Here is a 24,140-nt window from a genome sequence, read left to right as displayed (position 1 = left end):
AGTACCCCATCGTTGTTAGATTGATACCTAACAACGATGGGGTACTTTTTGCTTCAGCTAAATTGGCTTTGTTACTTAGATTAGTTCAGTTTGAACTTGTGGCTTGCTCTTTTTGAGGTTAGCTAAGAGGCGGTTAAGTTCTAAACGCCGCTGGTGCTTGGAAATAAAGATACCCATTTTTTCCTGGTCAAAACCGGTTACCATCTTGTGATCATTAAAGATGATCGGGTTTCGTAAGATATGGGGGCTCTTTTCAATTGCTTTGGCAAGTTGATTAATGGTTAGTGTACGAGTATCCATTTTCAGGGCCTTCGTATCGTGGGAGCGTTTTGAAATTAAATCATCGGTTCCGTCGGTGGAAAGGGCGAGCAGGTCGAGGATTTCAGGGGTCGTCAACGGCTCCTTTTCGATGTTCCGCTGGCTAACGGTAATTCCGTGTTGCGTCAACCATTGAACGGCTTTGCGCTTAGATGGATCGTTAGTGTGGAAAAATAAGTTGACCATCGAATCACTCCTTTGTTTGCTTTTTGCTATTCTAACAGGTTTGCCATCTCCGGTTGATCTCTGGGTAAGTAATTAACGAATTCTTTAGCATTCACCGTTAATTATATATAAATTACTTTGTTCAGTGAAGCGACGTTCGTTAATGGATTATCCGATAATGAAGAAAGTAATTATATTATACTTCAGATAAGTAAAAAAAGCCCTGTCGAATGACAAGACTTTGACTTTATTTAACCTTTTTCTTTTGTTTAGACTGGCGAAGCTGCCAGAAGGGGTAGGTTGCCGTCGACAATTCGATATCGACGAAGCGGTTCCCCATTTCCTCACCATCCATCTGGCCAAACTCAAGGGAAGAGGTGGTGTAGTGGAGACGGGTACCTACGAACCGGTGGGCAAACCGTGAGCGGGCGAGCCGTTCACGCAAGAACAACCACATTGTCCAAAAGGTGATCAGCCAATTGTGGCGTTCAACAACCAGTAGTTCCAGTTTAGGTTCCTCAACGTCCCGATCGGGGGCTATCTTACGACCACCGCCGATGAAGGGGTGATTGCTTGCGACAACAATGAAGGCATTTGGAAAAAGTTGGCGGTCCCGCTCTTTTTGAACCATTAGGGTGAATGGTGCCTGGTCATATAAAACGCCCATCGCCTGTGAGATGTAGGATAGGGATCCTAGGTGCAGCCGGTTAAGGCGGCGCTTGCTTTTAGAGGCGTTAGTCCGGCTCACCACGGCTGCATCAAAGCCGATACCGAGATTGTTTAAAAAGTAGCCATCCTCGCCCTTAATGGCATCATGGTAGTGACCAATCGTCACTACTTCGGGGGTCGTGGCATCCAGAATTTGGTTCAAGGCAGTTAGGGGGTTAGTCGAAATCCTAAAGCCCCGGGCAAAGTCGTTACCAGTTCCGCAGGGGATATATCCGATTGGAAGGGGATGCTCTTTACCATTGCTGCTTTGCAAAACCCCATTAACTACCTCGTGTAAGGTGCCATCACCACCAACGACAATCAGGATTTCATTGTTATCCCCGGCTCGCCGATCTGCCAGGCGCTTAGCAAAGTAGGTAGCGCCTTCTTTGGCATCCTTAGTGAACATGGGGGTGTAATCAAGTTGGGCAGCATCGAGGGCAACCTTGATTTTCGACCAGGTATTTTTGCCCCGGCCACTGCCGGCTGCTGGATTAATAATGATCGAGTAGTGCATAGTTACCTCCGGATCATCAAAAAAACCGAGACGCGTAAACGTCTCGGTCAAAGGCGCCTAGAATTCGGTTAACTTGAAGTCGGCGTTGTTTTCCTTTTCGTATGCCAAGGCCTTTTCATCTAACAGTTCGATAAATTCGACGTTATATTCAGTATTTTCTTCTACTAGTACCCGGGCCGTTGCTTCGGAATCAGCTTCCAAGTATAGGGACTTGGTGTTTTCCCGGCGGGGCGTCGTGTTTTTACTTGGTTGGTAATAAACTTTAAAAGTCATGTCATGCTCCTATCGTTGGTTCGTAAATTTTACCTAACTATGATAGCACACTTGCCCGAGACTGTCCTTAAATTTCCAACTGTGTTATTCTTAGCTAAAAAGGTTTAGAAAGTAGGGATCAGGATGACCTTGATTTGGTGTGTGCTAATTGCGTTTGCTATGGTTGTCATCATCTACCAACTTGTCCACCGGGCAATGATTAAACGGGCAATCGTGATTATGCAAAGACAGGCCCAGGAGGCTACTGATCAAGCAGTAGAAGGGGCGTTGAATGGTCATTTAAAAGAATCCCATTTCCCAGTGAGCTCTGAAATAGTTGCTGACGTCTGGGGTAAGGGGGTCTTGGCCTTTGAGTACGTGCTTGACTTTCAAAGGCTAACGAAAGAGGAACAAGCATGGTTAACCAGGGAAAATCTGGCTACGGCCCTGCACCAGGTTGAAGCTGGTGTTCCCCTGGAGGTTACCGATTGGTGGGTGTATGAAGAACGCCTTCACGTTGACGTGGCCTACTTGATGAATGAGTCAACTAAGGAGTACGTGGCTGACTTAAAGAAGTTAAAGTAAAAGAAAACGCCCTTAGGTTTTGAAGGACCCTGGAATTATTTAGGTATATGCCTAGCAATTCCAGAGTCCTTTTCATTAGTTAACCATGGGGGCGCTTTTTACTATATGAGAATGAATTAACCGAAAAAGACAGTTCCTTCAGGTGCTTTGAATGGGTTGTCCTTATTGATGTGGTCGTAGAATAAGACCCCGTGTAGGTGATCAATTTCATGTTGGCAAACGATAGCTGGATAGTGCTTCAAGCGGATTTTTTGGGTTTGCCCTTCGACATTTTGATACTTCAATGTGATTCGATCGTGGCGCGGAACGTAGCCAGGGACATCACGATCAACGGAAAGACAGCCCTCCCCTTCGGTTAAGGCGCCCATCTGAACAGATTCGGAAACAATGACCGGGTTGATGATCACATCTTTAAAAATCGGTGTATCGTCTTCTTCGTCGTCGGATGGGACCAAAACAGCTGCCATTTGCTTGCTAATGTTAACCTGAGGAGCGGCTAGGCCAACGCCAGCCCGGAGTCCGTACTTTTGGGCTAGTTCTTCATCTTGGCTAACCTCCAGATATTCCATCAGGTCATGGGCTAATTTTTGATCTTCTTCAGCTAACGGAAAGGATACCTTAGCGGCGTAGTCACGTAGCACGGTTCCCTTTTGGTCATCGCGGACAATGTCTTTCATTAAAATCATCTGCTGTTCCCCCTTGTTTTAATTACCATTTTATAGTGTAGCACAATCAAAAGGACAGGCGACAAGAATTACCTTGCTAAGAAATCATGTTAAAATGAAAACAGACTAAATTTTAAGAAAAGGGTGATGTAAATGGCAGTAAACGGGGGAAACTACTCCTACCCACTTGACCCTACATGGACGGCAAACGAACTGATTGCAGTGACTAATTTTTACCGGGTGGTTGAAGACGCCTACGAAGTGGGAATTAATAAGCAAGAGGTTTTAGATAGCTACCGTAAGTTCAAGGAAGTTGTCTCTACTAAGGCCATGGAAAAACAACTAGGGCGTGACTTTGCCAAGGCCTCTGGTTACCAGATCTATGACGTGGTTAAGGCGGCTAAGGAGGCCACTAAGGTACGGATTAAACTGGAGGGTTAGGAAATGTTAGGACAGATTGATCAGGCTGTTTTAGACCTGCTGGACGAAGTAAAAAATCGCACCCTCAACCGGATGCAGGCCTCCTATGAAGTCAATTTGAAGTCTTCGTATAAGGACTTGGTGACAACCGTCGATAAGGAGAATGATCAGTACATTTCAAGGCGGCTCCACGAGATTGACCCGGGTAGCCGGGTGGTATCTGAAGAGGGCTTTGGCGATTCCGTAGCGACCTTAGACGGCCACGTATGGATTGTTGACCCGATTGATGGGACAATGAACTTTGTCATGCAACATACCAACTTCTACATCATGATTGCTTTATACGTCGATGGTAAGCCAACCCTGGGTTACATCATGGACGTAATCCACGGCACCGTTTACCATGGAGGGAAGAAGAACGGGGTCTTTGAAAATAATCGCCGCCTGACCGGGCCAGCTAACAATGGTTTAAAGGATAGCCTGGTTGCCTTGAACTCGGCCATGATTTTAAATAATGCCCATAACTTGCGAGAAGTTGCCCACCAGTCACGGGGCTTGAGGATGTATGGATCAGCTGGAATGGAGCTAGCCTATGTCTTGACTGGCCAACTTGGGGCCTACCTATCCTATTTGCACCCGTGGGATTTGGCGGCTGGCCGAGTTTTAGCTGAGGCAATGGGTTTAGTTGTCAAAGCAATTGACGCACCTTCTGTTGATGTGTTATCATCTAACCTTGTATTAATAGCGACAAAACAAGCGGCAGAGGATATCTTAGCCCTTGTCAACTAGCCGTTAACTGTGACCTCGGTCGCAGTTTTTTTAAGAGAAAAAAGCGGATTGCGCTTGGAAATGAAAGGAAGATAAATCTTGAAAACACGTGACGATATTCGCAACATTGCGATCATTGCCCACGTCGACCATGGTAAGACCACCCTGGTTAACGAAATGTTGAAGCAATCAGACACCCTGCCGGAACACTTTGAAATCCAGGACCGGGCCATGGATACTAACGCCATTGAACGGGAACGGGGGATTACGATCCTCTCCAAGAACACGGCCGTTAAGTACGACGGTTACCAAATCAACATCCTTGATACGCCAGGGCACGCCGACTTCGGTGGTGAAGTTGAACGTGTTATGAAGATGGTCGACGGTGTATTGCTGGTTGTTGATGCCTTTGAAGGTACAATGCCACAAACCCGCTTCGTTCTGAAGAAGGCCTTAGAACAACACCTGACGCCAATTGTTGTTATCAACAAGGTTGACCGTGAAGGGGCCCGGCCAGACGAAGTTGTTGACGAAGTACTTGACCTCTTCATTGAATTAGGGGCTGATGAAGATCAACTTGACTTCCCAGTGGTTTATGCCTCCGCGATGAATGGGACAACGTCATTAGACTCTAACGTTGCCACCCAAGAACACACGATGAAGCCGTTATTTGATACGATCATCAAAACGATTCCGGCTCCTGTTGACAACTCCGACGAACCACTTCAATTCCAAGTGGCCATCCTTGATTACAATGACTTCGTTGGCCGGATTGGGATTGGACGTGTTGTCCGCGGCCAAATCAAGGTTGGGGACCAAGTTACGGTTATGAAGCTTGACGGTTCCAAGCAAAACTTCCGTGTTACCAAGCTCTTTGGTTTCGTTGGGCTCAAGCGGGTTGAAATTCAAGAAGCCAAGGCCGGTGACCTGATTGCCGTTTCCGGGATGGATGAAATTAATGTCGGTGAAACAGTTGTTAACCCAGACCACTTGGACGCATTAACACCGCTACGGATTGATCCGCCGACCCTTCAAATGACCTTCCGGACTAATGACTCGCCGTTTGCTGGTCGTGAAGGTGAGTTTGTAACCTCTCGGCAACTGGAAAACCGGTTGAAGTCTGAATTACACACTGACGTTTCTCTGCGGGTTGATGATACTGATGATCCGGGTGCCTGGACGGTTTCTGGACGTGGGGAACTCCACTTATCAATCCTAATCGAAACGATGCGCCGGGAAGGCTATGAATTGGCCGTTTCCCGTCCTCAAGTTATCTACCGTGAAATTGATGGCGTTGAATGCGAACCATTTGAAGAAGTTCAAATCGATACGCCGGACGAATACACTGGTTCCATCATCGACTCCCTCTCCCAACGTAAGGGTCAAATGAAGAACATGGAGCCGTCAAACAACGGCCAAACCCGGTTAGTCTTTGAAGTTCCTTCCCGGGGCCTGATCGGTTACTCAAGTGAATTTATGAGTCAAACCAAGGGTTACGGGATCATGAGCCACGTCTTCAAGGAATACGCCCCAGTTGTTAAGAACTGGAACCCAGGCCGGATGAAGGGAACGTTGGTTTCGATGAACTCCGGTAAGGCCACGACTTACGCCATGATGGGGATTGAATCCCGGGGGACGCTTTTGATCGATCCAGGGACGGAAGTCTACGAAGGGATGATCGTTGGTGAAAACAGCCGTGAAAATGACATCACGGTTAACATCACCAAGGGGAAGAACCTAACCAACGTCCGGGCCGCTGGGTCTGATGACATGGCGCGGATCAAGACGCCAACCCACCTTTCCTTGGAAGAATCCCTGGAATTCTTAAACGATGACGAATACTGTGAAATTACGCCAGAAAATGTGCGTTTACGCAAGCAAATCCTGGACACCAATGCCCGTGAAAAGGCTGCTAAGCGTCGTAAGGCCGCTTTACGCAAGTAATAATAAGTGGTAGTTAACGGCCGTGACAACATCAAATTGTCACGGCCGTTTGGTGTATAATGAGACCACAATTGCAGTTAGAGTGGGGTGAAAAAAGTTCATGAAAAACCTAACTAAGCATCGATTAGCCGAGTGGGATCCATGGCTAATCGTGCCCATGGTTATCCTTTGTGTTCTCGGGATAATCATGGTTTATTCGGCCAGTGCTGTAGCTCAATATCAGTCGGCTAGCGGTCCGACGGCCTATCTGGTTCGCCAGAGCATCTTTGTGGTTATTGGGCTAGGGGTTTGCTATTTTATTGCGAGTGTTAACATTGAAAAGTGTCGCAACCAGTACGTACTAAGCGGCTTTGGACTTCTGGTGCTAGTTGCTCTGGTGTTCGTGAAAGTAGCGGGAAAGGCAGTCAACGGGGCGCAGGGGTGGATTGTCCTTGGGCCAATTTCAATTCAGCCTGCCGAGGTCTGTAAGCTCTTTTTGATCATGTTCCTTGCCAACTTTTTTGATAATTATCTTCGCTATCCAAAGATGTTTCAAGGAAGCATTAAATGGTTTCCCGGGACCATCGTGATGCTGATGTTCTTATTAATCCTAGTTCAGCCAGACCTTGGGGGGGCGGCAATCAACTTAGCCATTGCTGGGGTCATCTTCTTGAGTGCTAGGGTACCTTGGCGAAGAGCGGTCACGATTTTAACGGGCGTGGTACTCGTGGCGATTTTTGGGATGCCTTGGCTTTCTCAACTGGCCCTGAAGGTAATTCACGGTTACAAGGCAGCTCGCTTCATTGGGTACCTAAACCCATTTGGCTCCGCTTCCGGGGCAGGAAGCCAGCTAGTAAATTCTTATTATGCCATTTCTAACGGTGGCCTATTTGGTAAGGGACTGGGAAACTCGATTCAAAAAATGGGGTACCTACCGGAGCCAAACACCGACTTTATTCTGGCTGTGATCGCTGAAGAGCTGGGCTTAATTGCGGTGATACTGATTTTGACCGGCTTGGCAATTATTGTTTGCCGTTGCGTTCAGACTGGCGCCCGGGCTACGACCCCGTATGACACCATGGTCTGTTACGGAACGGCTACCTTTATTTTAGTCGAAGCCTCCTTTAACATTGGGGCGGTTTGTGGCGTGATGCCGATTACCGGGGTAACCTTACCCTTTATTTCCTATGGGGGGTCCAGTATGGTAGTCTTGTGTGCCGCCTTAGGGCTGGTCCTAAACGTTTCCCGCCGGCAACGACGCCAGCGAATGATGGCTAAGCAGAAAAAGGCGGTGACGGAAAATGGCTAACGAGGAATTTGAGTTAACCCCGCGGCGGGGGTTAGCAGTCTACATTAGTAGCCGCCGGGTGATTCGGGCCTTACGCCACTATGGTCGGGTTCACTACGTGTCAAAAAAGGCGCATTACGCCATCATTTACGTCAATGAAGATCAGGTTGAAGAGACCATGGCGCGGTTAAGTAAGTTACACAATGTTAAACGCGTTATCCCGTCTACTTTGCCGGATCTTGATCCGGACGTGACTGACCTCGCGTCGAAGGGAATATATAAAACACATGATGAGGATGATTAAACGATGAGAGTTGTTGCGGGTGAATATCGGGGCCGAAAATTAAGCGCAGTTCCAGGAATGGCAACACGGCCAACCACCGACAAGGTTAAAGAAGCGGTTTTTAACATCATTGGACCTTACTTTGATAAGGGCGTCTCCTTGGACCTGTTTGCGGGTTCTGGGGGACTTTCGATCGAAGGAGTTTCGCGCGGAATTGACCGGGCGGTGCTGGTTGATCGTCAATTGGCAGCGATTAAGACAATTAAGAAAAACATCGCCGCGACCAAGCACGATGATAAGTTTGATGTCTATAAGCTAGATGCCAATCGGGCCCTGTACATGCTTCAAAGTAAGGGCGAACGCTTTGACCTAATTTATTTAGATCCGCCCTATGCTAAACAACAGATTGTTGCTAATTTAGCAAAGATGGTAGAATTAAATTTGATTAACCCGGGGGCAATTGTGGTCGCTGAGACCAATCAGGAGGCCAATCTTCCCGACGAGCTCCCCGGTTTTTCCTTTAAACGACGCCAGGATTACGGGATCACGGTTGTGACCGTATACCGGTATGATGGAAAGGAGTAAACGATGAAAGTTGCTATTTTCCCTGGGAGTTTTGATCCCCTAACCCTTGGTCACTTGGATTTGATCAAACGGGGGAGCGCCCTTTTTGATCACCTTGCTGTTGCCGTGATGACGAATACGTCTAAGGACACCTGGTTTACCGTCGATGAGCGGGTGGCCCAGGTTAAAGAGGCGGTTGCCGGTTTAGATAATGTTTCGGTGATCACCGCAAAGGGACTGACCGTTGACTTGATGAATAAGATTGGGGCGGACTACTTGATGCGTGGGGCCCGCAACGTCGATGACTTCTGCTACGAAAAAGATATCGCAGCCATGAATCACTTCTTAGACGATCAGGTTGAAACGATCATCTTCTTGGCCGATCCGAAGTACCAGTACCTCTCCAGTAGCCTTCTAAAAGAAGTCGCCCTGTCGGGTGGCAATATTGCGCCCCTCTTGCCGGCTAATATTAACGAGGCCTTGCAAGAGCGCCTGAAAAAACGCCAGATAAAACAGGTAAAAAAAGAAAATGAAGAAACAAGATAATCAGATTTTACGACGGATCGGCGCTACCCTGGCTCTGATTATTTTTGCCTGTTGGTTTTTATTTTGGCCGCTGAATCTGTACATTGAAAGTCCTGGTTCCGCTGACAGTCTAAAAAGTTATGTAACAATGAAAAACCACCCCGACAAATACAAGGGAAGTTTCATGATTACGTCCGTATACCTCCAACAGGCCCGCCCTGCGACTTACCTGTGGGCCAAGCTCAATCCTCACACGACGATTGAAAATGCCGATGCGGTGACTGGGGGTGAAAATTCAGCCACCTATACGAAGGTGCAAGACTTTTACATGCAATCGGCCATCAATGAGGCAATTGCCGTTGCCTACAAGGCAGCTGGTCAGCAGTACACCAAGAAATACCTTGGAATTTACGTCTTGTCGGTTCAGGATAATTCAAAATTCAAGGGCAAGATACAAGTTGGCGATACAATCACCAAGGTTAATGGTCATCACTTTGATACCGCGGCCGGGTATCAAAAGTACATCGGCAGTCAAAAAGTAGGTGAAAAACTGACCGTTTCCTACCTACATAATGGTAAGAAGATGACGGTTACCAAGCCATTAGTTAAGATTGCAACGGGTAAGCCGGGCGTTGGAATTATTCTAACCGATAACGTCAAGGTAACCACTAAGATTCCGGTTTCGGTCAACCCGGGTGAGTTAGGTGGGCCATCCGGGGGGTTGATGTTTAGCCTCCAGATCTATGAACAATTGACTCAGCAGGATCTTCGCCATGGTCGAAAGATCGCCGGAACTGGGACAATCGGGGCGGATGGAACAGTTGGTGAGATTGGTGGGATTGATAAAAAAGTTATCGCCGCTAAAAATGCTGGTGCCACGGTCTTCTTTGCACCTTACGTTAAGCCAACCAAGGAAATCTTGAAGTATGAAGATGGGCACAAGACTAACTACCAATTAGCCAAGGAAACGGCGAAAAAGTACGCCCCAAATATGAAGGTAGTTCCGGTCAAGACCTTTAATGACGCACTTAATTATTTAAGACACCACCAATAAAAAAGATCAGGTTTTTTCGTGAACCTGATCTTTTTTTGCGTATTTAGGGGTGAAGGAGGTAATCGCGGTGGAAAAGTTGGTCGACAAAATTCGGATTTTTAAAGAAGAGCATCGAATGCTGGTGTACCTAATGATTGGGGCCATCTTGATAGGAGGGGTGTGGTGGTGGCAAGGACGTCAACCGAGTGCGGGCCAGACAGTGGCTTCAGAAAGTAGCTTTCCAAGCTCTTCAAGTACCAGCGGGGGAACTACCGAGGCAAAGACAGGGAAGGAAACGGGGAAGGTATGGGTTGACGTTAAAGGGGCCGTCAACAAGCCCGGGGTTTACCATTTAAAAAAGGGGGCTCGGGTTCAAGAAGCAATTGAGGTTGCTGGTATGCAGACCACCAGTGCGGACTTAAATCAGGTTAACCTGGCAAAGGAATTGCAGGACCAACAGGTGGTTTACGTTCCGGTAAAGGGTGAACGGGTGGCTGAGGTAGCGGGCCAAGTGACGACAGCGGCAACGGAAACATCGACGGGATTCGCAAGTTCACAGGGGGAAACCGTCAATCTTAACACGGCAACTAAGGAACAGCTTCAAACAATTGATGGCATTGGGGATAAAAAGGCGGATAAAATCATTGCTTACCGGCAGGAACACGGCGCTTTCAAGACGGTCGAGGACTTGAAAAACGTCGATGGCTTTGGTGATAAGACGGTGGCCAAAATCAAAGACCGCTTGGCGGTTTAGGCATGGATGAAAAAGTTTGCTATACTAGTTAATGACATTGAAGGGAGTAATACTATGAAAAAGCGAATTGATTGGGATCAGTATTTCATGGTCCAGGCGGGCCTGCTTGCCTCAAGGAGTACCTGTAAGCGCCTAGCAGTGGGGGCCGTCTTGGTACGTGACAAGCGGATCATTGGCTCCGGCTATAATGGATCCGTGGCCGGTGACGAGCACTGTATCGATGTAGGATGCTACCTGCGTGACGGCCATTGTGTCCGGACGATCCACGCTGAAATGAACGCCCTCTTGCAGTGTGCTAAGTTTGGTACCTCTACGGACGGGGCAATGGTTTATGTGACGGACTTTCCTTGTTTACAGTGCACTAAGAGCCTGCTGCAAGCCGGTATTACCCAAATTAATTATCTGCGTAATTACCATAACGATGATTACGCCATGAAATTGATTAAACTAAAGGGCGTCATCCTTCATCAAATTCGGCTGGACAAAGATATTTTAGATCAAGTCAACCTCGACCAATACATTAACCCGGACTAACAATGGCCTCCCTAAGGGGACCTTTTTGGGCCATGGCTGCCAGCCTCACCGCCGCCATCTTAATAGGCCACCAAACCTGGGCGGTGATAGTGTTAGGTTACCTTGTACTACGGCTCTTCTTTTTAAATGACCGACTAACCTTGATTGTGGCGGTTATGGTAGTTCTAGTGGTCGGCTTGCGGTGTGAACAGCTCCTGCACGAGCGTCAGGTTCAAACTCATTCAGCGGGAGGGTTTAGCGGCCAGCTAACCGTGCAACCCGACGCCTGGCGGGTGAATGGAGACCTGGCGAGCGCGGTGGCCACTAAGGCTAATGGGGAGCAGGTACAGTTGTTTTTGACCCTCACGAGCCAGACTCAACAACACCAGGTCCAATCAACCATTGTCCCGCTTAGCTTCTGGCTGAGGGGGAAGCAAGAGAAGATTTTACCGGCAACGAACACTAATGAGTTTGATCGCCAAGTCTACCAGGCTAATCGGGGAGTTTATAATCAGGTTACGGGTGAAAGTACAATTTTGGTTGGTCAAGGACCCCGCCGGCTGACGGATTACTTGCACCAGCTGCGGGCGAAACTGAGCCACCGGATGACGGCACTGCCCCAACCACTAGCGGGATATTGCCGCCGTCTTTTAATTGGCGAGCAGGACCCGGAAATGGCCAATGAAATGGTGGCCGTAAAGCAATTGGGTGTGATTCACCTCTTCTGCCTGTCGGGACTCCATCTGGTAGCCCTGTGTGGACTTGTACGGGGTTTTTTGACCCGTTTGGGAGTGACCAAGGAGACTATCCGTTTAATCTTGGTGGCAGTACTGCCTCTGTACTGGGTGGTTGGTGGAGGCTCAATTAGTCTTGGCCGGGCTACCTTGATGCTAGAGTTACAACTCCTTGCCCAAATGATTGGACTGAGGGGGATTATGCCCTGGGCGATCAGCTTGCTTATTCAGACCATCTTAAGTCCAACCATCCTGTTGACAACTGGGGGACAACTTTCATACCTGCTATCCTTTTGCCTAACCTGGTTTAAGCAGCCGGGTGGGTTGAGTCAGACGGTGCGCTTATCACTGGTAAGCCTGCCACCTCTCCTCCATTCGGTCTATCAGTTTCACGTCTTGAGCCTTGTAATTAACTACCTGATGATTCCCTTTTTCTCACTAGTTATAATGCCCCTTTCGTTGGGGAGTGGCCTGATATATCCAGTCTTTCCAGAACTTGGCCAGTTGGTCAATACTGGATTACTCTTATTTCATCAGGGGTTGGATAAGCTGGCGAGTCTGCCGGGGACAATTACCTTTGGCCGGGTGCCGGCGGCTGTTGCGGTGGGGATGGTGGTCTTGACCATGCTAACGTGGGAGAAGCGTGGTTTGGTGAAGTGGCTGTTGCTAATTTACTTTCTCACCTTTACCTGGATTCACTTTCCGTTAAGCGGTGAAGTGACCTTCGTTGATATCGGGCAGGGCGATTGCATCATCATTCGTGAGCCCTTCAATCGGCGGGTGATGATGATTGATACCGGCGGTAAGCTTAACTTTCAACAAACGGAAGCGAACTGGAAGACGCGGAGAGCTTCCACAACTGATAAGGCAACCAGCACCTCGATTAACTATCTGAAAAGCGAGGGGATTGATCACCTTGACGCCATCTGGCTGTCCCACAGCGATGCTGACCACATCGGCTACTTGCCAACCGTTTTACGGGCAATGAAAGTCGACCGAATCATGGTGCCCGCTGGGATGGAGAAGATAACCAAGTTTACTAAGCGTCTACCCGTAGACCGAGTGCCGCCGATTATCCCGATCACTAATCGAATGGTAACCGATGATGGCCTTCAGATTCTACATCCCTTCAAAAGCGGGCAGGCGACTAATGATGATTCGGTAGTTTTGCGTGGCGAATTTGGCCACACCAGCTTTCTGTTCACTGGTGATCTACCTCAAGCCGGTGAGCTAGCGGTGTTGCAACATTACCCGCATCTGCAAGCTACCGTGGTCAAATTGGGACACCACGGCAGTAAAACCTCTAGTTCTCCAGCCTTTTTAAGGGCCGTTGGAGCCCGGGTGGGGGTTATCTCAGCCGGGCGGAACAACCGTTACGGTCATCCTAACCAGGAGACCCTTAATACCTTGAAACAATTAAAAATGCAAACCTATTCTACCCAAACCCAGGGAATGGTTACCTACCGCTACAATCAGCGGAGAGGCCGTTTCCTGTGGCACAACACGAGTGATTAATTGCAAACGACGAATTAATGGGAAGTGGTGAAGATATGGAAATTCAAGAACTAACAAAACAGCTGAAGAAGGCAGCGCCAGCGATGGTCTACCTGGTATTGGGAACCCAAGAAGTACTTCAGCAGGAGGCTAAGGAGGCCTTTTTAGCGCTGATTCCCGAAGAGGAGCGGGTAATGAACGTCGGAAGCTACGATATGGAAACCACCCCATTAAAGGAGGCTTTAAACGACGCGATGGCGGCACCGTTCTTTGGCGAACGCCGCTTGGTCTTCTTAAACAAGCCCGCCTTCTTAAGTGGAAGTACGCCCCGGGGTGCTTTGAAGCAGGATGGTGAAGCCTTGCGCGAATACCTGAAGCATCCCCAGCCAACGACAACCCTAGTCTTACTGGCCCCATATGAGAAATTGGACGGACGTAAGGGGGTAGTTAAGGAATTAAAGAAAATGGCAGTCTCAGTTTCAGCCGCCCCCCTTAATGAGGCCCAGGCTCGGCACTTCGTTGAAGAACGCCTACAAGAAGATGGCTACCAGCTGGATCGGGGAGCAATTGATGAACTAGTTCGGCGTACTAATGCTGATTACGGTAAGATGATGACGGCCGTACCAGTAATTGAACTGGCGGTCTACCATGAAAAGGTAGTAACGGTTGAAGCGGTAGCTGGACTGGTTCCCCAGTCCCTGGACGAAAATATTTTCGATCTTGTGCAAGCAGTGTTGAATCAGCAACAGGTAGAAGCTGTGCGGTTGTACCAGGAACTATTAAGAAGTCAGCAGTCTCCCTTACAAATTAATGCTATTCTGGTGAGTCAGTTTCGCTTACTCTTACAAATTAAGATTTTAAGTGGGCGAGGACTCAGCCAGGGAACGATGGCTGGTCAGTTGAAGGTTCACCCATACCGGGTTAAGTTAGGGCTTCAAACGGTTCGCCGCTTTAATATGGAAGAACTATCCCATGCTTACTTAGGCCTGATCCGTTGTGAACGGGCCTTAAAAACTACCCAGCAGGATCCTGAATTGCTTTTCCAGTTATTTTTGCTTCAATATACCAAGCAAAAAGTTTCTTAGACCAAAAAAACGCCCCTACATTTATGTAGGGGCGTTTTTATTATGATCGGCTAACCGCACTTACTTTGCGTAACGGGCGGAAAGACGTGACTTGTCACGTGCAGCCTTGTTTGCCTTGATCAGACCCTTGGAGTGGGCATGGTCAATTGCAGAAATAGCGGCCTTGTATAAGTCGTCAAGGTTGTCAGCACCTGCTAACTTTGCCTTGTCAAACTTCTTGATGGCAGTCCGCATTGCGCTCATTTGGGAAGCGTTCCGGGCAGCGGCCTTTTCATTTACACGTACACGTTCAATCGCTGACTTGATAATTGGCATTTCGATTTCACCTCCGTCACCGTTTGGTATCAGTTGACCAGAATTTTCAACTTTTTCATTATAGCGAATCTCACTTTTGAATGCAACTGCAAGCGTCAAGAAGATTGTTGCTTGCATTCAAGGTCAAAGTTGAGTATAGTAATTAGGGTTATTTAACCAACACAACCTCTTCTCGGTTTAGCGCTCCTCACCGACGTTTTACCTAGAGGCAGGTCCTTTAAAACTTGAAAGGTGGGAATATAGCATGGCTATTTCTAAGGAAAAGAAGAACGAAATTATTAAGCAATTCGCAACGCACGAAGGTGACACTGGTTCAACTCAAGTTCAAGTGGCAGTTTTGACTGCTGACATCAACGAACTGAACGAACACCTTCGTGAACACAAGCATGATTACCACTCACAACGTGGTTTGATGAAGAAAATTGGTCACCGTCGGAACCTATTGGCTTACCTTCGTCGGACTGATCTTCCTGCTTACCGGGAATTGATCAAGGCCCTTGGTCTTCGTCGGTAATTACTTTATGAAAAGAGGCTGTGGCACTTATGTCATAGCCTCTTTTTGTTTGCTTTGTGGTCTTTCAGTAGATAAACGGGTATCTTCATCAATTAAAAAGAATCTTTTTCAAGATGGTGACGAGCTGCGTGGTTAGCCTGAATGAATTTACATAGTTGGGGTTCTTCCATGTTAGTCGCCCCCATCGCCGATCTGTGGTAATATGAATAGTAATGATTTGTGAGTGAAATAATAGCCCATCAGACAACCGGTCGGTGGGGCATTTACAAGTAAATATTCAATCGAATTAAAGGAGAAGCCATGAGTAAGATTAAGATTATTCCCTTTGGCGGGGTCCGTGAAAATGGTAAGAATATGTACGCCGTGGACGTGGACGACCAGATATTTATTCTCGACTGCGGGTTGAAGTACCCGGAAAATGAGTTAATGGGGATTGACGTGGTCATCCCAGACTGGTCCTACTTAAAGGAACATGCCGATAAAATTAAGGGGGTCTTTTTGACCCACGGGCATGCCGATGCGATCGGGGCGTTGCCATATTTCTTAGATGACTTTAAGGTGCCGGTTTATGGGTCGCAACTAACTATCGCCCTTGCCAAGCTGGCAGTTAGAGAAAATAAGCGGGTCAAGAAGTTCAACGATTTCCACGTGGTTAATGAAGAACAGACGATTCAATTTGGTAACGTTACGGTAGGGTTTTTCTCCACCACCCACAGTATCCCCGACACCCTTGGAATCGAAATCCAAACACCCGAAGGCTCAATCGTTTACACTGGAGACTTTAAGTTTGACCAAACGGCGGTTAAGAATTATCAAACCAACCTCGCTCGGCTGGCAGAAGTAGGGACCCACGGAGTCTTAGCCCTACTTAGCGACTCGGCTGGAGCTGGGATTACTGGGGCTTCAACGCGAGAACGCGATATCCGCGCTTATATCGAAGATACCTTCGAAAACTCCAAGGGGCGGATTGTGGTGGCCTCTGTGGCCTCCAACATCATGCGGATTCAGCAGATTGTTGACGCTGCCGAAGCAACGGACCGTAAAATTGTCTTATCGGGCCAGGATCTGGAACAGATCATTGATACGGCCGAAGACCTCGGTTTGCTTCAAATTCCAGATGAAATGCTGGTCTCCTTTGAAGAAGCCTTGGATCTGGATGATGATCAAGTGGTAATCTTGGTGACGGGCCGGATGGGGGAACCAACCAAGTCCCTGCAACAGATTGCCAACGGTGACGATCCGGATATTCAGCTGACCAGCACTGACCTGGTCTTTGTTACCACGACACCGTCCTACGCCATTGAAACGATGGTTCAAAAGACTAAGGATATGCTTTACCGGGCCGGGGCCGAGGTTAAGTTTATTGCTGATGACCTTAACCCATCCGGACAGGCTAGCCAAAACGATGAGCAGCTGATGTTAAACTTCATGAAGCCGAAGTTTTTCGTACCGATTCAAGGTGAATACCGTCTGTTAGACCGCCATGCTGAGCTAGCTGAAGAGGTTGGGATTCCGGCCGAAAATATCTTTATTACCACTAAGGGGGATGTACTTTCTTATGAAAATGGTAAGTTCCGCTTAGGGGATCGAGTTGAGGTCGGTAACACCATGATTGATGGGACCGGGGTTGGTGATATTGGTAACATTGTCCTGCGTGACCGGCGGGTTTTGTCAGAGGACGGAATCTTTGTTGTGGTTGCTACCATCGACCGCAAGAAAAAGAAGATCGTCGCCCGACCGCAGATAACTTCGCGGGGCTTTGTCTTCGTCAAGACTAACCGGGAATTAATGAACCAGGCGGCTGACTTAGTCGAAAAGGTAGTTCAAGAGGACCTCGACCAAAAGGAATTTGACTGGGGCCACCTGAAGCAAAATGTTCGTGATAAGCTGAACCGTTTCTTATTCAACCAAACTAAGCGTCACCCGGTTATCTTACCGGTAATCATGGAGATCAACCAGCACCCGAAGCGTAAGAACCATTCTAAGGTAGCCAAGGAGGCCCCAAAGGCCCAACCAAGTCCAAAGAAGCACCACAATTCACGTGGTGGCCGAGGCCGCGGAAAGAAGCGGACGGTAGAAACAAAGTAGGGAATAACTATATCACCAGATGAGCGTGAGCAAGGGAGAGCCCTTGACCACGCTCTTCTTTACTAATTTGGAGGAGAAAATGACCCCGCAAGAAGGAGAACGTCTAAAAAAAGCCACTCAGGCCTTAGATCAGGGCCGTTTGACGGATGGAATAAAGCTATTGCAAGACCTTGACCAGGAGGTAGACGACTTTGCGGTTAACCGCCTCCTTTCAAAGGCCTTATTTGATGAGCAGCGCTACGTTGAGGCCTATCAAGTTGCCAGTCGTCACTTAGGCGATTATGATCAGTCCCACGAGCTTGCTCACTTCTTTGTCCAATTAACCATCAAGAACCAGTTTTTCATTCCGGCCCGCCGGTTTATTAACCTAGCTGCTCATCTGAATGATGATGAATTAGCACTAGTAGACCAGGCTGAGAAACTCTTCACCCAGATGGGAACGCAGGTCTTGGCGAGTCGGCGCCGCCAGTTTATCCACATGGGGGACTACTCCTTTCGAGAACAGGAGCGCCGTTTCAATGATGGGCAAAAGCTCCCCTTGAGTGACTATTTGGTGGGGACCAAGTTCTTATTGCGTGATCCGGATACCCACCCACTAATCAAATCCTCTTTGGTACAGTCCTTACAACCACTGCACTTGAATGAGGAAGTAACGATGCTATGGATTGATGAAAAAGAATACTCCTTAAACCTTGCTCAGCTAAAGCCGTTGGGAGATTTTGTTGTGGTTAAGGAAGGGGAGAGGTTACTCAGTGAACGTTACCAGGACCAGGATCCGTTGTCTTATCAGACCTACCTGCAGGAATTTTACCTGCAGCTTACCTTTTTGTATCCCTTTGTTGAACAGGCAGTGTTAAATGCCGAAGCCTGGATCAAGGCCCTGGTTACTTATTCAACGACTGGTAATGAAGAAGCCGTATTGCAAGCCCACCGGTGGCAGGAGCGAATTAATAGCTTAGTTGCCCGGCTGGGTTGAATTTAGCTAAAGTCGTTTACAAATGCTGGTTGATCTGATAACATAATTAAGAATTCTTTGCCGGGTCCGATTTAATCCTTTAAATTGGATTGGCGGAGTAGTACAATAAATTTAAAGGTGTGTCAGAGCACTCCCGGTGTTCTGGCATGTTACTTGTAATTATTCAGGAGGGTTTCATTAATGGCAGAAAAAGAACATTATGAACGTACTAAGCCCCACGTTAACATTGGTACTATTGGCCACGTTGACCACGGGAAGACTACTTTAACCGCAGCTATCACCAAGGTATTGGCCGCTAAGGGTCTTGCTAAGGCAGAAGACTACTCTGATATCGATGCTGCTCCGGAAGAAAAGGAACGTGGTATCACTATCAACACTGCCCACGTTGAATACGAAACGGAAAAGCGTCACTATGCTCACATCGACGCCCCAGGTCACGCCGACTACGTTAAGAACATGATCACTGGTGCCGCTCAAATGGACGGTGCGATCTTGGTTGTAGCCGCAACTGATGGTCCGATGCCACAAACTCGTGAACACATTCTTCTGGCTCGCCAGGTTGGTGTTGAATACATCGTTGTCTTCCTTAACAAGACTGACCTTGTTGACGATGACGAACTGGTTGACTTAGTTGAAATGGAAGTTCGTGACCTTCTGTCCGAATACGATTTCCCTGGTGATGACATTCCGGTTATCCGTGGGTCTGCTCTTAAGGCCCTCGAAGGCGACGAAGAACAAGAAAAGGTTGTTCTTCACCTTCTGGATGTTGTTGACGAATACATCCCAACTCCAAAGCGTCCTACTGACAAGCCATTCATGATGCCTGTTGAAGACGTCTTCACCATCACTGGTCGTGGTACTGTTGCCTCTGGTCGTATCGACCGTGGTACTGTTAAGATCGGTGACGAAGTTGAAATCGTTGGTTTGAAGGATGACGTTATCAAGTCTACTGTTACTGGTGTTGAAATGTTCCACAAGACCCTTGATCTTGGGGAAGCCGGTGACAACGTTGGTGTCCTTCTTCGTGGGGTTTCTCACGACCAAATCGAACGTGGTCAAGTTCTGGCAGAACCAGGCTCCATCCAAACGCACAAGCAATTTAAGGGTGAAGTTTACGTTATGACCAAGGAAGAAGGGGGTCGTCACACGCCATTCTTCTCCAACTACCGCCCACAATTCTACTTCCACACTACTGACGTTACTGGTACCATTGAACTCCCAGATGGTGTTGAAATGGTTATGCCTGGTGACAACGTTACCTTTACGGTTGAACTGCAAAAGCCAGTTGCCCTTGAAAAGGGTCTGAAGTTCACCATCCGTGAAGGTGGTCACACTGTTGGTGCCGGTGTGGTATCTGAAGTGCTCGACTAATTTTGAAGTTTAACTTTTAAAAAAGTCAGCTTTATACCAAAATCCTGTCGATGAATTACATGTGTGGTAATTCGTTGGCAGGATTTTTTGGTTACCTTGAAAACGGGGTAACGGTTGAAATACCCGGCTTAGTAGGGTAAAATTAAAAAGTATGTAGAGCTCTCGTTAACTGACGGGAGGCTAAATAGATATGTTATTGGAGGAAATGAAATGTCAGTAAAATGGGAACGCGATAACGACGCTCCAAAGGGAACGTTAACGTTCGATATCGACACTGAAACCATTCAAAAGGGGATTGACCACGCCTTTATCCGCACGCAAAAGCGGATCACGGTTCCTGGTTTCCGTAAGGGCCACGTTCCGCGGACGATTTTTAACCAAATGTACGGTGAAGAATCTCTGTACCAAGACGCCTTAAACGACGTTTTGCCAGATGCTTACGAAGCTTCTATTAAGGAAGCTGGTATTGAACCAGTTGACCAACCGCAAATTGCCGTGGAAAGCATGGAAAAGGATCAACCTTGGACTTTGAAGGCAACGGTTGCTGTTAAGCCAAAGGTTACCCTGGGTGACTACAAAGGGATGGAAGTTCCGGAACAAGACACTTCCGTATCCGATGCTGACGTTGATAATGAACTGGACAGCAAGCGTCAACAACAAGCAGAACTCGTTCTGAAGGAAGATGAAGCAGCTGCTGATGGCGATACCGTTGTTATCGACTACGAAGGTTCCGTTGATGGTGAATTATTCGACGGTGGTTCCGCTGACAACTACTCCTTGGTTCTTGGCTCTGGTTCCTTCATTCCAGGCTTTGAAGACCAATTAGTTGGTCACAAGGCTGATGAAGACGTAGACGTAACGGTTACCTTCCCAGAAGACTACCACGCCAAGGACCTGGCTAGTAAGGAAGCCCTCTTTAAGGTTAAAATCCACGAAGTTAAGGAAAAGCAATTACCTGAACTTGATGACGAATTTGCTAAGGACGTTGACGAAGACGTTAATACCCTTGATGAACTGAAGGACAAGCTTAAAAAGCAACTCCAAGACCAAAAGGAAGCTACTGCTAAAGCAGCCATCGAAGACGCCGCTATCGAAGCAGCTGTTGCTAATGCTGAAACGGAAGAAATTCCACAAGCCATGTTAGATGACGATACCAACCGTCAACTCCAACAATACCTGGCCGGTATGCAACAACAAGGGATCAACCCGCAAATGTACTTCCAAATCACAAACACGACCGAGGACGACCTTCGCAAGCAATTTGCTGAAGACGCTGCTAAGCGTGTGAAGACGAACTTAGTTCTGGAAGCCGTTGCTGAAGATGCTAACTTGAGTGCTTCTGAAGAAGACGTTCAAAACGAAATTGCTAACTTAGCAAAGCAATACGGGATGGACGAGGAAGCCGTTTCTAAGGCGTTGACCCGTGAAATGCTAGCTCACGATATCGAAATCAAGAAGGCCGTGGACTTGATTGCTGATTCCGCAAAGCAAACCGCCAAGGCCGCTGACAAGGACTAGTCATTATATTGGTGATTAATCTTTACCAAAAGGGGGAGTCGCAACAGCCATTGATGTTGCGACCCTCTTTTTTAGTTGGTAGGGCAATTCTTTTTGAATGAGTCATCACTTCTGTTATGATTAACCTATCGATTATCACTAGGAGGGAATTAAATGTTTGAAGATACCACTGGACAAGATGTTCACTGTTCTTTTTGTGGTAAGTCACAGTCGGAAGTTCAAAAAATTGTCGCTGGTCCCGGCGTATTTATTTGTAATGAATGTGTTGCCTTGTGCCAAGAAATCATCGACCAGGAAATGGCTGAAGAACGCACGGAAGCAGAAACATTCACTGTTCCAACCCCACAAGAGATCTTGGACCAGTTAGATGACTACGTAATTGGCCAGAAGGACGCCAAAAAAACCTTAGCCGTGGCGGTTTATAACCACTACAAACGGGTAAATGCCATGGCCACGGGAGACAACAACGATACCGAATTACAAAAGTCTAACATTGCCGTAATTGGACCGACTGGATCGGGAAAAACCTACCTGGCACAGTCTCTAGCACGGATTTTAAATGTACCGTTTGCTATCGCCGACGCCACTACCCTAACCGAAGCCGGGTACGTGGGGGAAGACGTTGAAAATATCATCCTAAAGCTCTTGCAAGCCGCTGACTTCGATGTTGAACGCGCGGAAAAGGGAATCATCTATATTGATGAAATCGATAAGATTGCCAAGAAGAGTGAAAATGTCTCAATTACCCGGGATGTTTCAGGTGAAGGGGTACAGCAGGCCCTTTTGAAGATCCTTGAAGGTACGATTGCTAACGTTCCGCCGCAGGGAGGTCGTAAGCACCCACAACAAGAGTTTATCCAAGTCGATACTAAGAACATTCTCTTTATCGTGGGGGGAGCTTTTGATGGTATCGAAACGATCGTTAAGGAACGTCTTGGTGACAAGACAATTGGATTTGGGACCGACTCCAAGGAAATTAATGGTGTAACTGAAAAGAACATTTTGCAACACGTTATTCCAGAGGATCTCCTCAAGTTTGGGTTGATTCCGGAATTTATCGGTCGGCTTCCCGTAATGACAGCCCTTGAAAAGCTGGATGAAAACGATCTAGTTCGGATTCTGACCGAACCAAAGAACGCCCTAGTTAAGCAGTACCAAGAGCTGATCCGTTTAGACGGCGCCCAACTTCACTTCACGGCCGGGGCCTTGCAAGCAATGGCAAAGATGGCGATTGACCGTAACACTGGGGCCCGTGGGCTTCGTTCAATTATCGAAGACGTGATGCGTGATATTATGTTTGATCTGCCAAGCCGTCAAGATGTGGCTAAGGTAGTCATTAATAAGGACTGCGTCATTAAGCACACGGCCCCTGAATACATTATGCAAGGCGATCAGGCGTCCTAACCAAGGGGGAAGTATGCAAGTAAACGATGTTGAATTAACCATTTCGGCAGTTGAAGAAAATCAGTACCCGGTAACGGATTGGCCAGAGCTTGCCCTGGTGGGGCGCTCCAACGTTGGGAAGTCGTCGTTGACGAACGTCTTGATTAATCGGAAAAACTACGCCCACACTTCAAGCCAGCCTGGGAAAACGCAAACGCTTAACTTTTATGAAGTTGAACATAAGCTTTACTTTGTTGACGTGCCGGGCTATGGTTACGCTAAGGTTTCTAAAAAGCAGCGCGAAAAGTTTGGTAAGATGATTGAAAACTACCTGACCACTCGTGAGCAGCTTCGGGGGGTGGTTCAGCTGGTTGACGCTCGTCACGCTCCAACCGAAGATGACCAGATGATGTTTCAGTGGCTTGCCTACTACAAGATTCCTACCCTAGTGGTTGCCACCAAGGTAGATAAGGTTAAGCCCAATGCCCATAACCGGGTTGTTAAAGTGGTTAAGGAAGGGTTGGGAGCACCTAAGGATCAAGACCTGGTTCTTTTTTCCGCTACCACCAAAAAGGGTGCTGAACAAGTTTGGCAGTGGATTGAAGAACGGACGGGAGTAAGTGACTAATGGATTTTAATGATTACCAAGAAGCCGCCAAGCGGACCCTGTACGGTAACGAACAGGTTTTGACTAACTGTGCCCTCGGTTTGGCCGGGGAGACCGGTCAAGTCGTGGATCTGGTTAAGAACTATACCTTTAAGGGCCATCCCTTGGATAAGGATAAGTTGACCCACGAATTGGGCGATGTTTTGTGGTACCTCTCTCAAATCGCTGAATGGGCAGATATTCCCTTTGAGCAGGTTGCAAAGGATAACATTGAGACCCTCAACCGCCGCTATCCAAATGGGTTTAATAAACAAGCATAAAATAAAAGGAGACAGTTCAATTTTGAACTATCTCCTTTTATTTTACTTTTGTTCCTTCTTTTGATGGTCATCCTTAGTATCTTTTGAATGATCTTCCGGCTTTTTAACTGGTTTAAGTGGGTCGCTAGCAAACTTATTGAATAAGTCGTCAAGCTTATCGCTACGGCGTGTTACGAGTCCCATTGTGAATTCCTCCTTTAGCGGACCTTAAGTCAGGGCTATTTTAGCATAGATGATGGGGTGGGGGAAAGTAAAGCGGTAGTGAATACAGTCTGCATAAGTAGCCCCAGTTTAGCCGTTATTATGCGTTTAACTTGCATAATAATTCGATAGTTAGTATAATGGGTTCATTGATATATTATGGGCTGGATACCCGTCACTTTAGTGATGGGAGGAAAGCCCCACTCAAGCACCTACGGTGGTTCTTTTTTTGACCTTTTCCCTTTCTTTTTGC

General features: G+C 47.5%; 27 protein-coding genes. 21 read left to right on the top strand and 6 right to left on the bottom strand.

Annotated features, from left to right (window positions below; translation table 11 throughout):
- Positions 1–75: 75 nt before the first annotated feature.
- The 3 genes from AOQ57_RS01605 to AOQ57_RS01595 form a co-directional block, all read right to left on the bottom strand.
- On the bottom strand, positions 76–504 hold the full coding sequence (locus AOQ57_RS01605) for an ArsC/Spx/MgsR family protein (protein ID WP_093624555.1): 429 nt from the start codon (positions 502–504) through the stop codon (positions 76–78).
- 226 nt (positions 505–730) lie between these two features.
- The gene (locus AOQ57_RS01600) at positions 731–1,708 is read right to left on the bottom strand and encodes a diacylglycerol/lipid kinase family protein (protein ID WP_093624553.1); all 978 of its coding nucleotides are present in this window, start codon (positions 1,706–1,708) and stop codon (positions 731–733) included.
- A 57-nt stretch (positions 1,709–1,765) separates the two neighbouring features.
- Positions 1,766–1,981: a DNA-directed RNA polymerase subunit epsilon gene (locus tag AOQ57_RS01595; RefSeq protein WP_093624551.1), complete on the bottom strand. Its 216-nt coding sequence runs from the start codon at positions 1,979–1,981 to the stop codon at positions 1,766–1,768.
- Positions 1,982–2,104: 123 nt separating this feature from the next.
- Between AOQ57_RS01595 and AOQ57_RS01590 the strand changes: the two genes are divergently transcribed.
- A complete protein-coding gene (locus tag AOQ57_RS01590; protein WP_093624549.1) occupies positions 2,105–2,545 on the top strand; it encodes a hypothetical protein in 441 nt (146 codons plus the stop codon).
- Between the two features lie 116 nt (positions 2,546–2,661).
- Here AOQ57_RS01590 and def read toward each other — a convergent pair whose 3' ends face one another.
- The gene (gene def, locus AOQ57_RS01585; protein ID WP_093624546.1) at positions 2,662–3,231 is read right to left on the bottom strand and encodes a peptide deformylase; all 570 of its coding nucleotides are present in this window, start codon (positions 3,229–3,231) and stop codon (positions 2,662–2,664) included.
- Between the two features lie 132 nt (positions 3,232–3,363).
- On the opposite strand from def, the gene AOQ57_RS01580 reads away from it, so the two are divergent.
- The 12 genes from AOQ57_RS01580 (at position 3,364) to holA (ending at position 14,594) form a co-directional block, all read left to right on the top strand.
- Entirely contained in the window at positions 3,364–3,651 is a 288-nt protein-coding gene (locus AOQ57_RS01580; protein ID WP_093624544.1) for a UPF0223 family protein, read from the top strand.
- Positions 3,652–3,654: 3 nt separating this feature from the next.
- Positions 3,655–4,419 (top strand): inositol monophosphatase family protein, encoded by a 765-nt coding sequence (locus tag AOQ57_RS01575; RefSeq protein WP_093624542.1) that lies wholly within the window; start codon positions 3,655–3,657, stop codon positions 4,417–4,419.
- 78 nt (positions 4,420–4,497) lie between these two features.
- Positions 4,498–6,342 (top strand): translational GTPase TypA, encoded by a 1,845-nt coding sequence (gene typA, locus AOQ57_RS01570; protein WP_093624540.1) that lies wholly within the window; start codon positions 4,498–4,500, stop codon positions 6,340–6,342.
- Between the two features lie 100 nt (positions 6,343–6,442).
- Positions 6,443–7,630: an FtsW/RodA/SpoVE family cell cycle protein gene (locus AOQ57_RS01565; RefSeq protein WP_093624538.1), complete on the top strand. Its 1,188-nt coding sequence runs from the start codon at positions 6,443–6,445 to the stop codon at positions 7,628–7,630.
- Entirely contained in the window at positions 7,623–7,913 is a 291-nt protein-coding gene (locus AOQ57_RS01560; protein WP_093624536.1) for a YlbG family protein, read from the top strand. The genes AOQ57_RS01565 and AOQ57_RS01560 overlap by 8 nt, the downstream gene beginning before the upstream one ends.
- A gap of 3 nt (positions 7,914–7,916) precedes the next feature.
- Positions 7,917–8,477, top strand: a complete 561-nt coding sequence (gene rsmD / locus AOQ57_RS01555; protein ID WP_093624534.1) for a 16S rRNA (guanine(966)-N(2))-methyltransferase RsmD — start codon at positions 7,917–7,919, stop codon at positions 8,475–8,477.
- Positions 8,478–8,480: 3 nt separating this feature from the next.
- Positions 8,481–9,002 (top strand): pantetheine-phosphate adenylyltransferase, encoded by a 522-nt coding sequence (gene coaD / locus AOQ57_RS01550; RefSeq protein WP_093624532.1) that lies wholly within the window; start codon positions 8,481–8,483, stop codon positions 9,000–9,002.
- Positions 8,986–10,035 carry a SepM family pheromone-processing serine protease gene (locus AOQ57_RS01545; protein WP_093624530.1) on the top strand — a complete coding sequence of 350 codons (1,050 nt, stop codon included), beginning with the start codon at positions 8,986–8,988 and terminating at the stop codon, positions 10,033–10,035. Before coaD ends, AOQ57_RS01545 begins: the two co-directional genes overlap by 17 nt.
- Positions 10,036–10,102: 67 nt before the next feature.
- Positions 10,103–10,768 carry a helix-hairpin-helix domain-containing protein gene (locus AOQ57_RS01540; protein ID WP_235788987.1) on the top strand — a complete coding sequence of 222 codons (666 nt, stop codon included), beginning with the start codon at positions 10,103–10,105 and terminating at the stop codon, positions 10,766–10,768.
- Between the two features lie 54 nt (positions 10,769–10,822).
- Complete coding sequence (locus tag AOQ57_RS01535) at positions 10,823–11,302, top strand: ComE operon protein 2 (protein ID WP_093624528.1); 480 nt, start codon at positions 10,823–10,825, stop codon at positions 11,300–11,302.
- A gap of 32 nt (positions 11,303–11,334) precedes the next feature.
- Entirely contained in the window at positions 11,335–13,530 is a 2,196-nt protein-coding gene (locus AOQ57_RS01530; protein WP_235788986.1) for a DNA internalization-related competence protein ComEC/Rec2, read from the top strand.
- A 35-nt stretch (positions 13,531–13,565) separates the two neighbouring features.
- Complete coding sequence (gene holA, locus AOQ57_RS01525; protein WP_093624524.1) at positions 13,566–14,594, top strand: DNA polymerase III subunit delta; 1,029 nt, start codon at positions 13,566–13,568, stop codon at positions 14,592–14,594.
- A gap of 60 nt (positions 14,595–14,654) precedes the next feature.
- On the opposite strand, the gene rpsT is transcribed toward holA, so the two are convergent.
- Positions 14,655–14,909, bottom strand: coding sequence for a 30S ribosomal protein S20 (rpsT, locus tag AOQ57_RS01520; protein WP_003682071.1), 255 nt, complete (start codon positions 14,907–14,909; stop codon positions 14,655–14,657).
- Positions 14,910–15,153: 244 nt separating this feature from the next.
- Here rpsT and rpsO point away from each other — a divergent pair, with 244 nt between their 5' ends.
- From rpsO to AOQ57_RS01480, 8 genes are all read left to right on the top strand, one after another.
- Positions 15,154–15,423, top strand: a complete 270-nt coding sequence (gene rpsO / locus AOQ57_RS01515) for a 30S ribosomal protein S15 (protein ID WP_003682069.1) — start codon at positions 15,154–15,156, stop codon at positions 15,421–15,423.
- Positions 15,424–15,723: 300 nt separating this feature from the next.
- Entirely contained in the window at positions 15,724–17,511 is a 1,788-nt protein-coding gene (locus AOQ57_RS01510) for a ribonuclease J (protein WP_093624522.1), read from the top strand.
- Between the two features lie 79 nt (positions 17,512–17,590).
- Positions 17,591–18,487 (top strand): hypothetical protein, encoded by an 897-nt coding sequence (locus AOQ57_RS01505; RefSeq protein WP_093624520.1) that lies wholly within the window; start codon positions 17,591–17,593, stop codon positions 18,485–18,487.
- A gap of 180 nt (positions 18,488–18,667) precedes the next feature.
- Positions 18,668–19,858 (top strand): elongation factor Tu, encoded by a 1,191-nt coding sequence (gene tuf / locus AOQ57_RS01500; protein ID WP_093624518.1) that lies wholly within the window; start codon positions 18,668–18,670, stop codon positions 19,856–19,858.
- A 210-nt stretch (positions 19,859–20,068) separates the two neighbouring features.
- Positions 20,069–21,376 (top strand): trigger factor, encoded by a 1,308-nt coding sequence (gene tig / locus AOQ57_RS01495; protein ID WP_093624516.1) that lies wholly within the window; start codon positions 20,069–20,071, stop codon positions 21,374–21,376.
- A 153-nt stretch (positions 21,377–21,529) separates the two neighbouring features.
- Complete coding sequence (clpX, locus tag AOQ57_RS01490) at positions 21,530–22,780, top strand: ATP-dependent Clp protease ATP-binding subunit ClpX (RefSeq protein ID WP_093624514.1); 1,251 nt, start codon at positions 21,530–21,532, stop codon at positions 22,778–22,780.
- A gap of 13 nt (positions 22,781–22,793) precedes the next feature.
- Positions 22,794–23,387, top strand: coding sequence for a ribosome biogenesis GTP-binding protein YihA/YsxC (yihA, locus tag AOQ57_RS01485; protein WP_093624512.1), 594 nt, complete (start codon positions 22,794–22,796; stop codon positions 23,385–23,387).
- Positions 23,387–23,686 (top strand): nucleoside triphosphate pyrophosphohydrolase family protein, encoded by a 300-nt coding sequence (locus AOQ57_RS01480; RefSeq protein ID WP_093624510.1) that lies wholly within the window; start codon positions 23,387–23,389, stop codon positions 23,684–23,686. Before yihA ends, AOQ57_RS01480 begins: the two co-directional genes overlap by 1 nt.
- 42 nt (positions 23,687–23,728) lie before the next feature.
- Here AOQ57_RS01480 and AOQ57_RS08230 read toward each other — a convergent pair whose 3' ends face one another.
- On the bottom strand, positions 23,729–23,869 hold the full coding sequence (locus AOQ57_RS08230) for an SPJ_0845 family protein (RefSeq protein ID WP_167336621.1): 141 nt from the start codon (positions 23,867–23,869) through the stop codon (positions 23,729–23,731).
- Positions 23,870–24,140 lie beyond the last annotated feature (271 nt).

Origin of the sequence: Limosilactobacillus gorillae (genome assembly GCF_001293735.1) — a bacterium.
Classification (GTDB): domain Bacteria; phylum Bacillota; class Bacilli; order Lactobacillales; family Lactobacillaceae; genus Limosilactobacillus; species Limosilactobacillus gorillae.
Note: the sequence above shows the minus strand (reverse complement) of the source record. Positions and strands in the feature narration are given on the sequence as shown.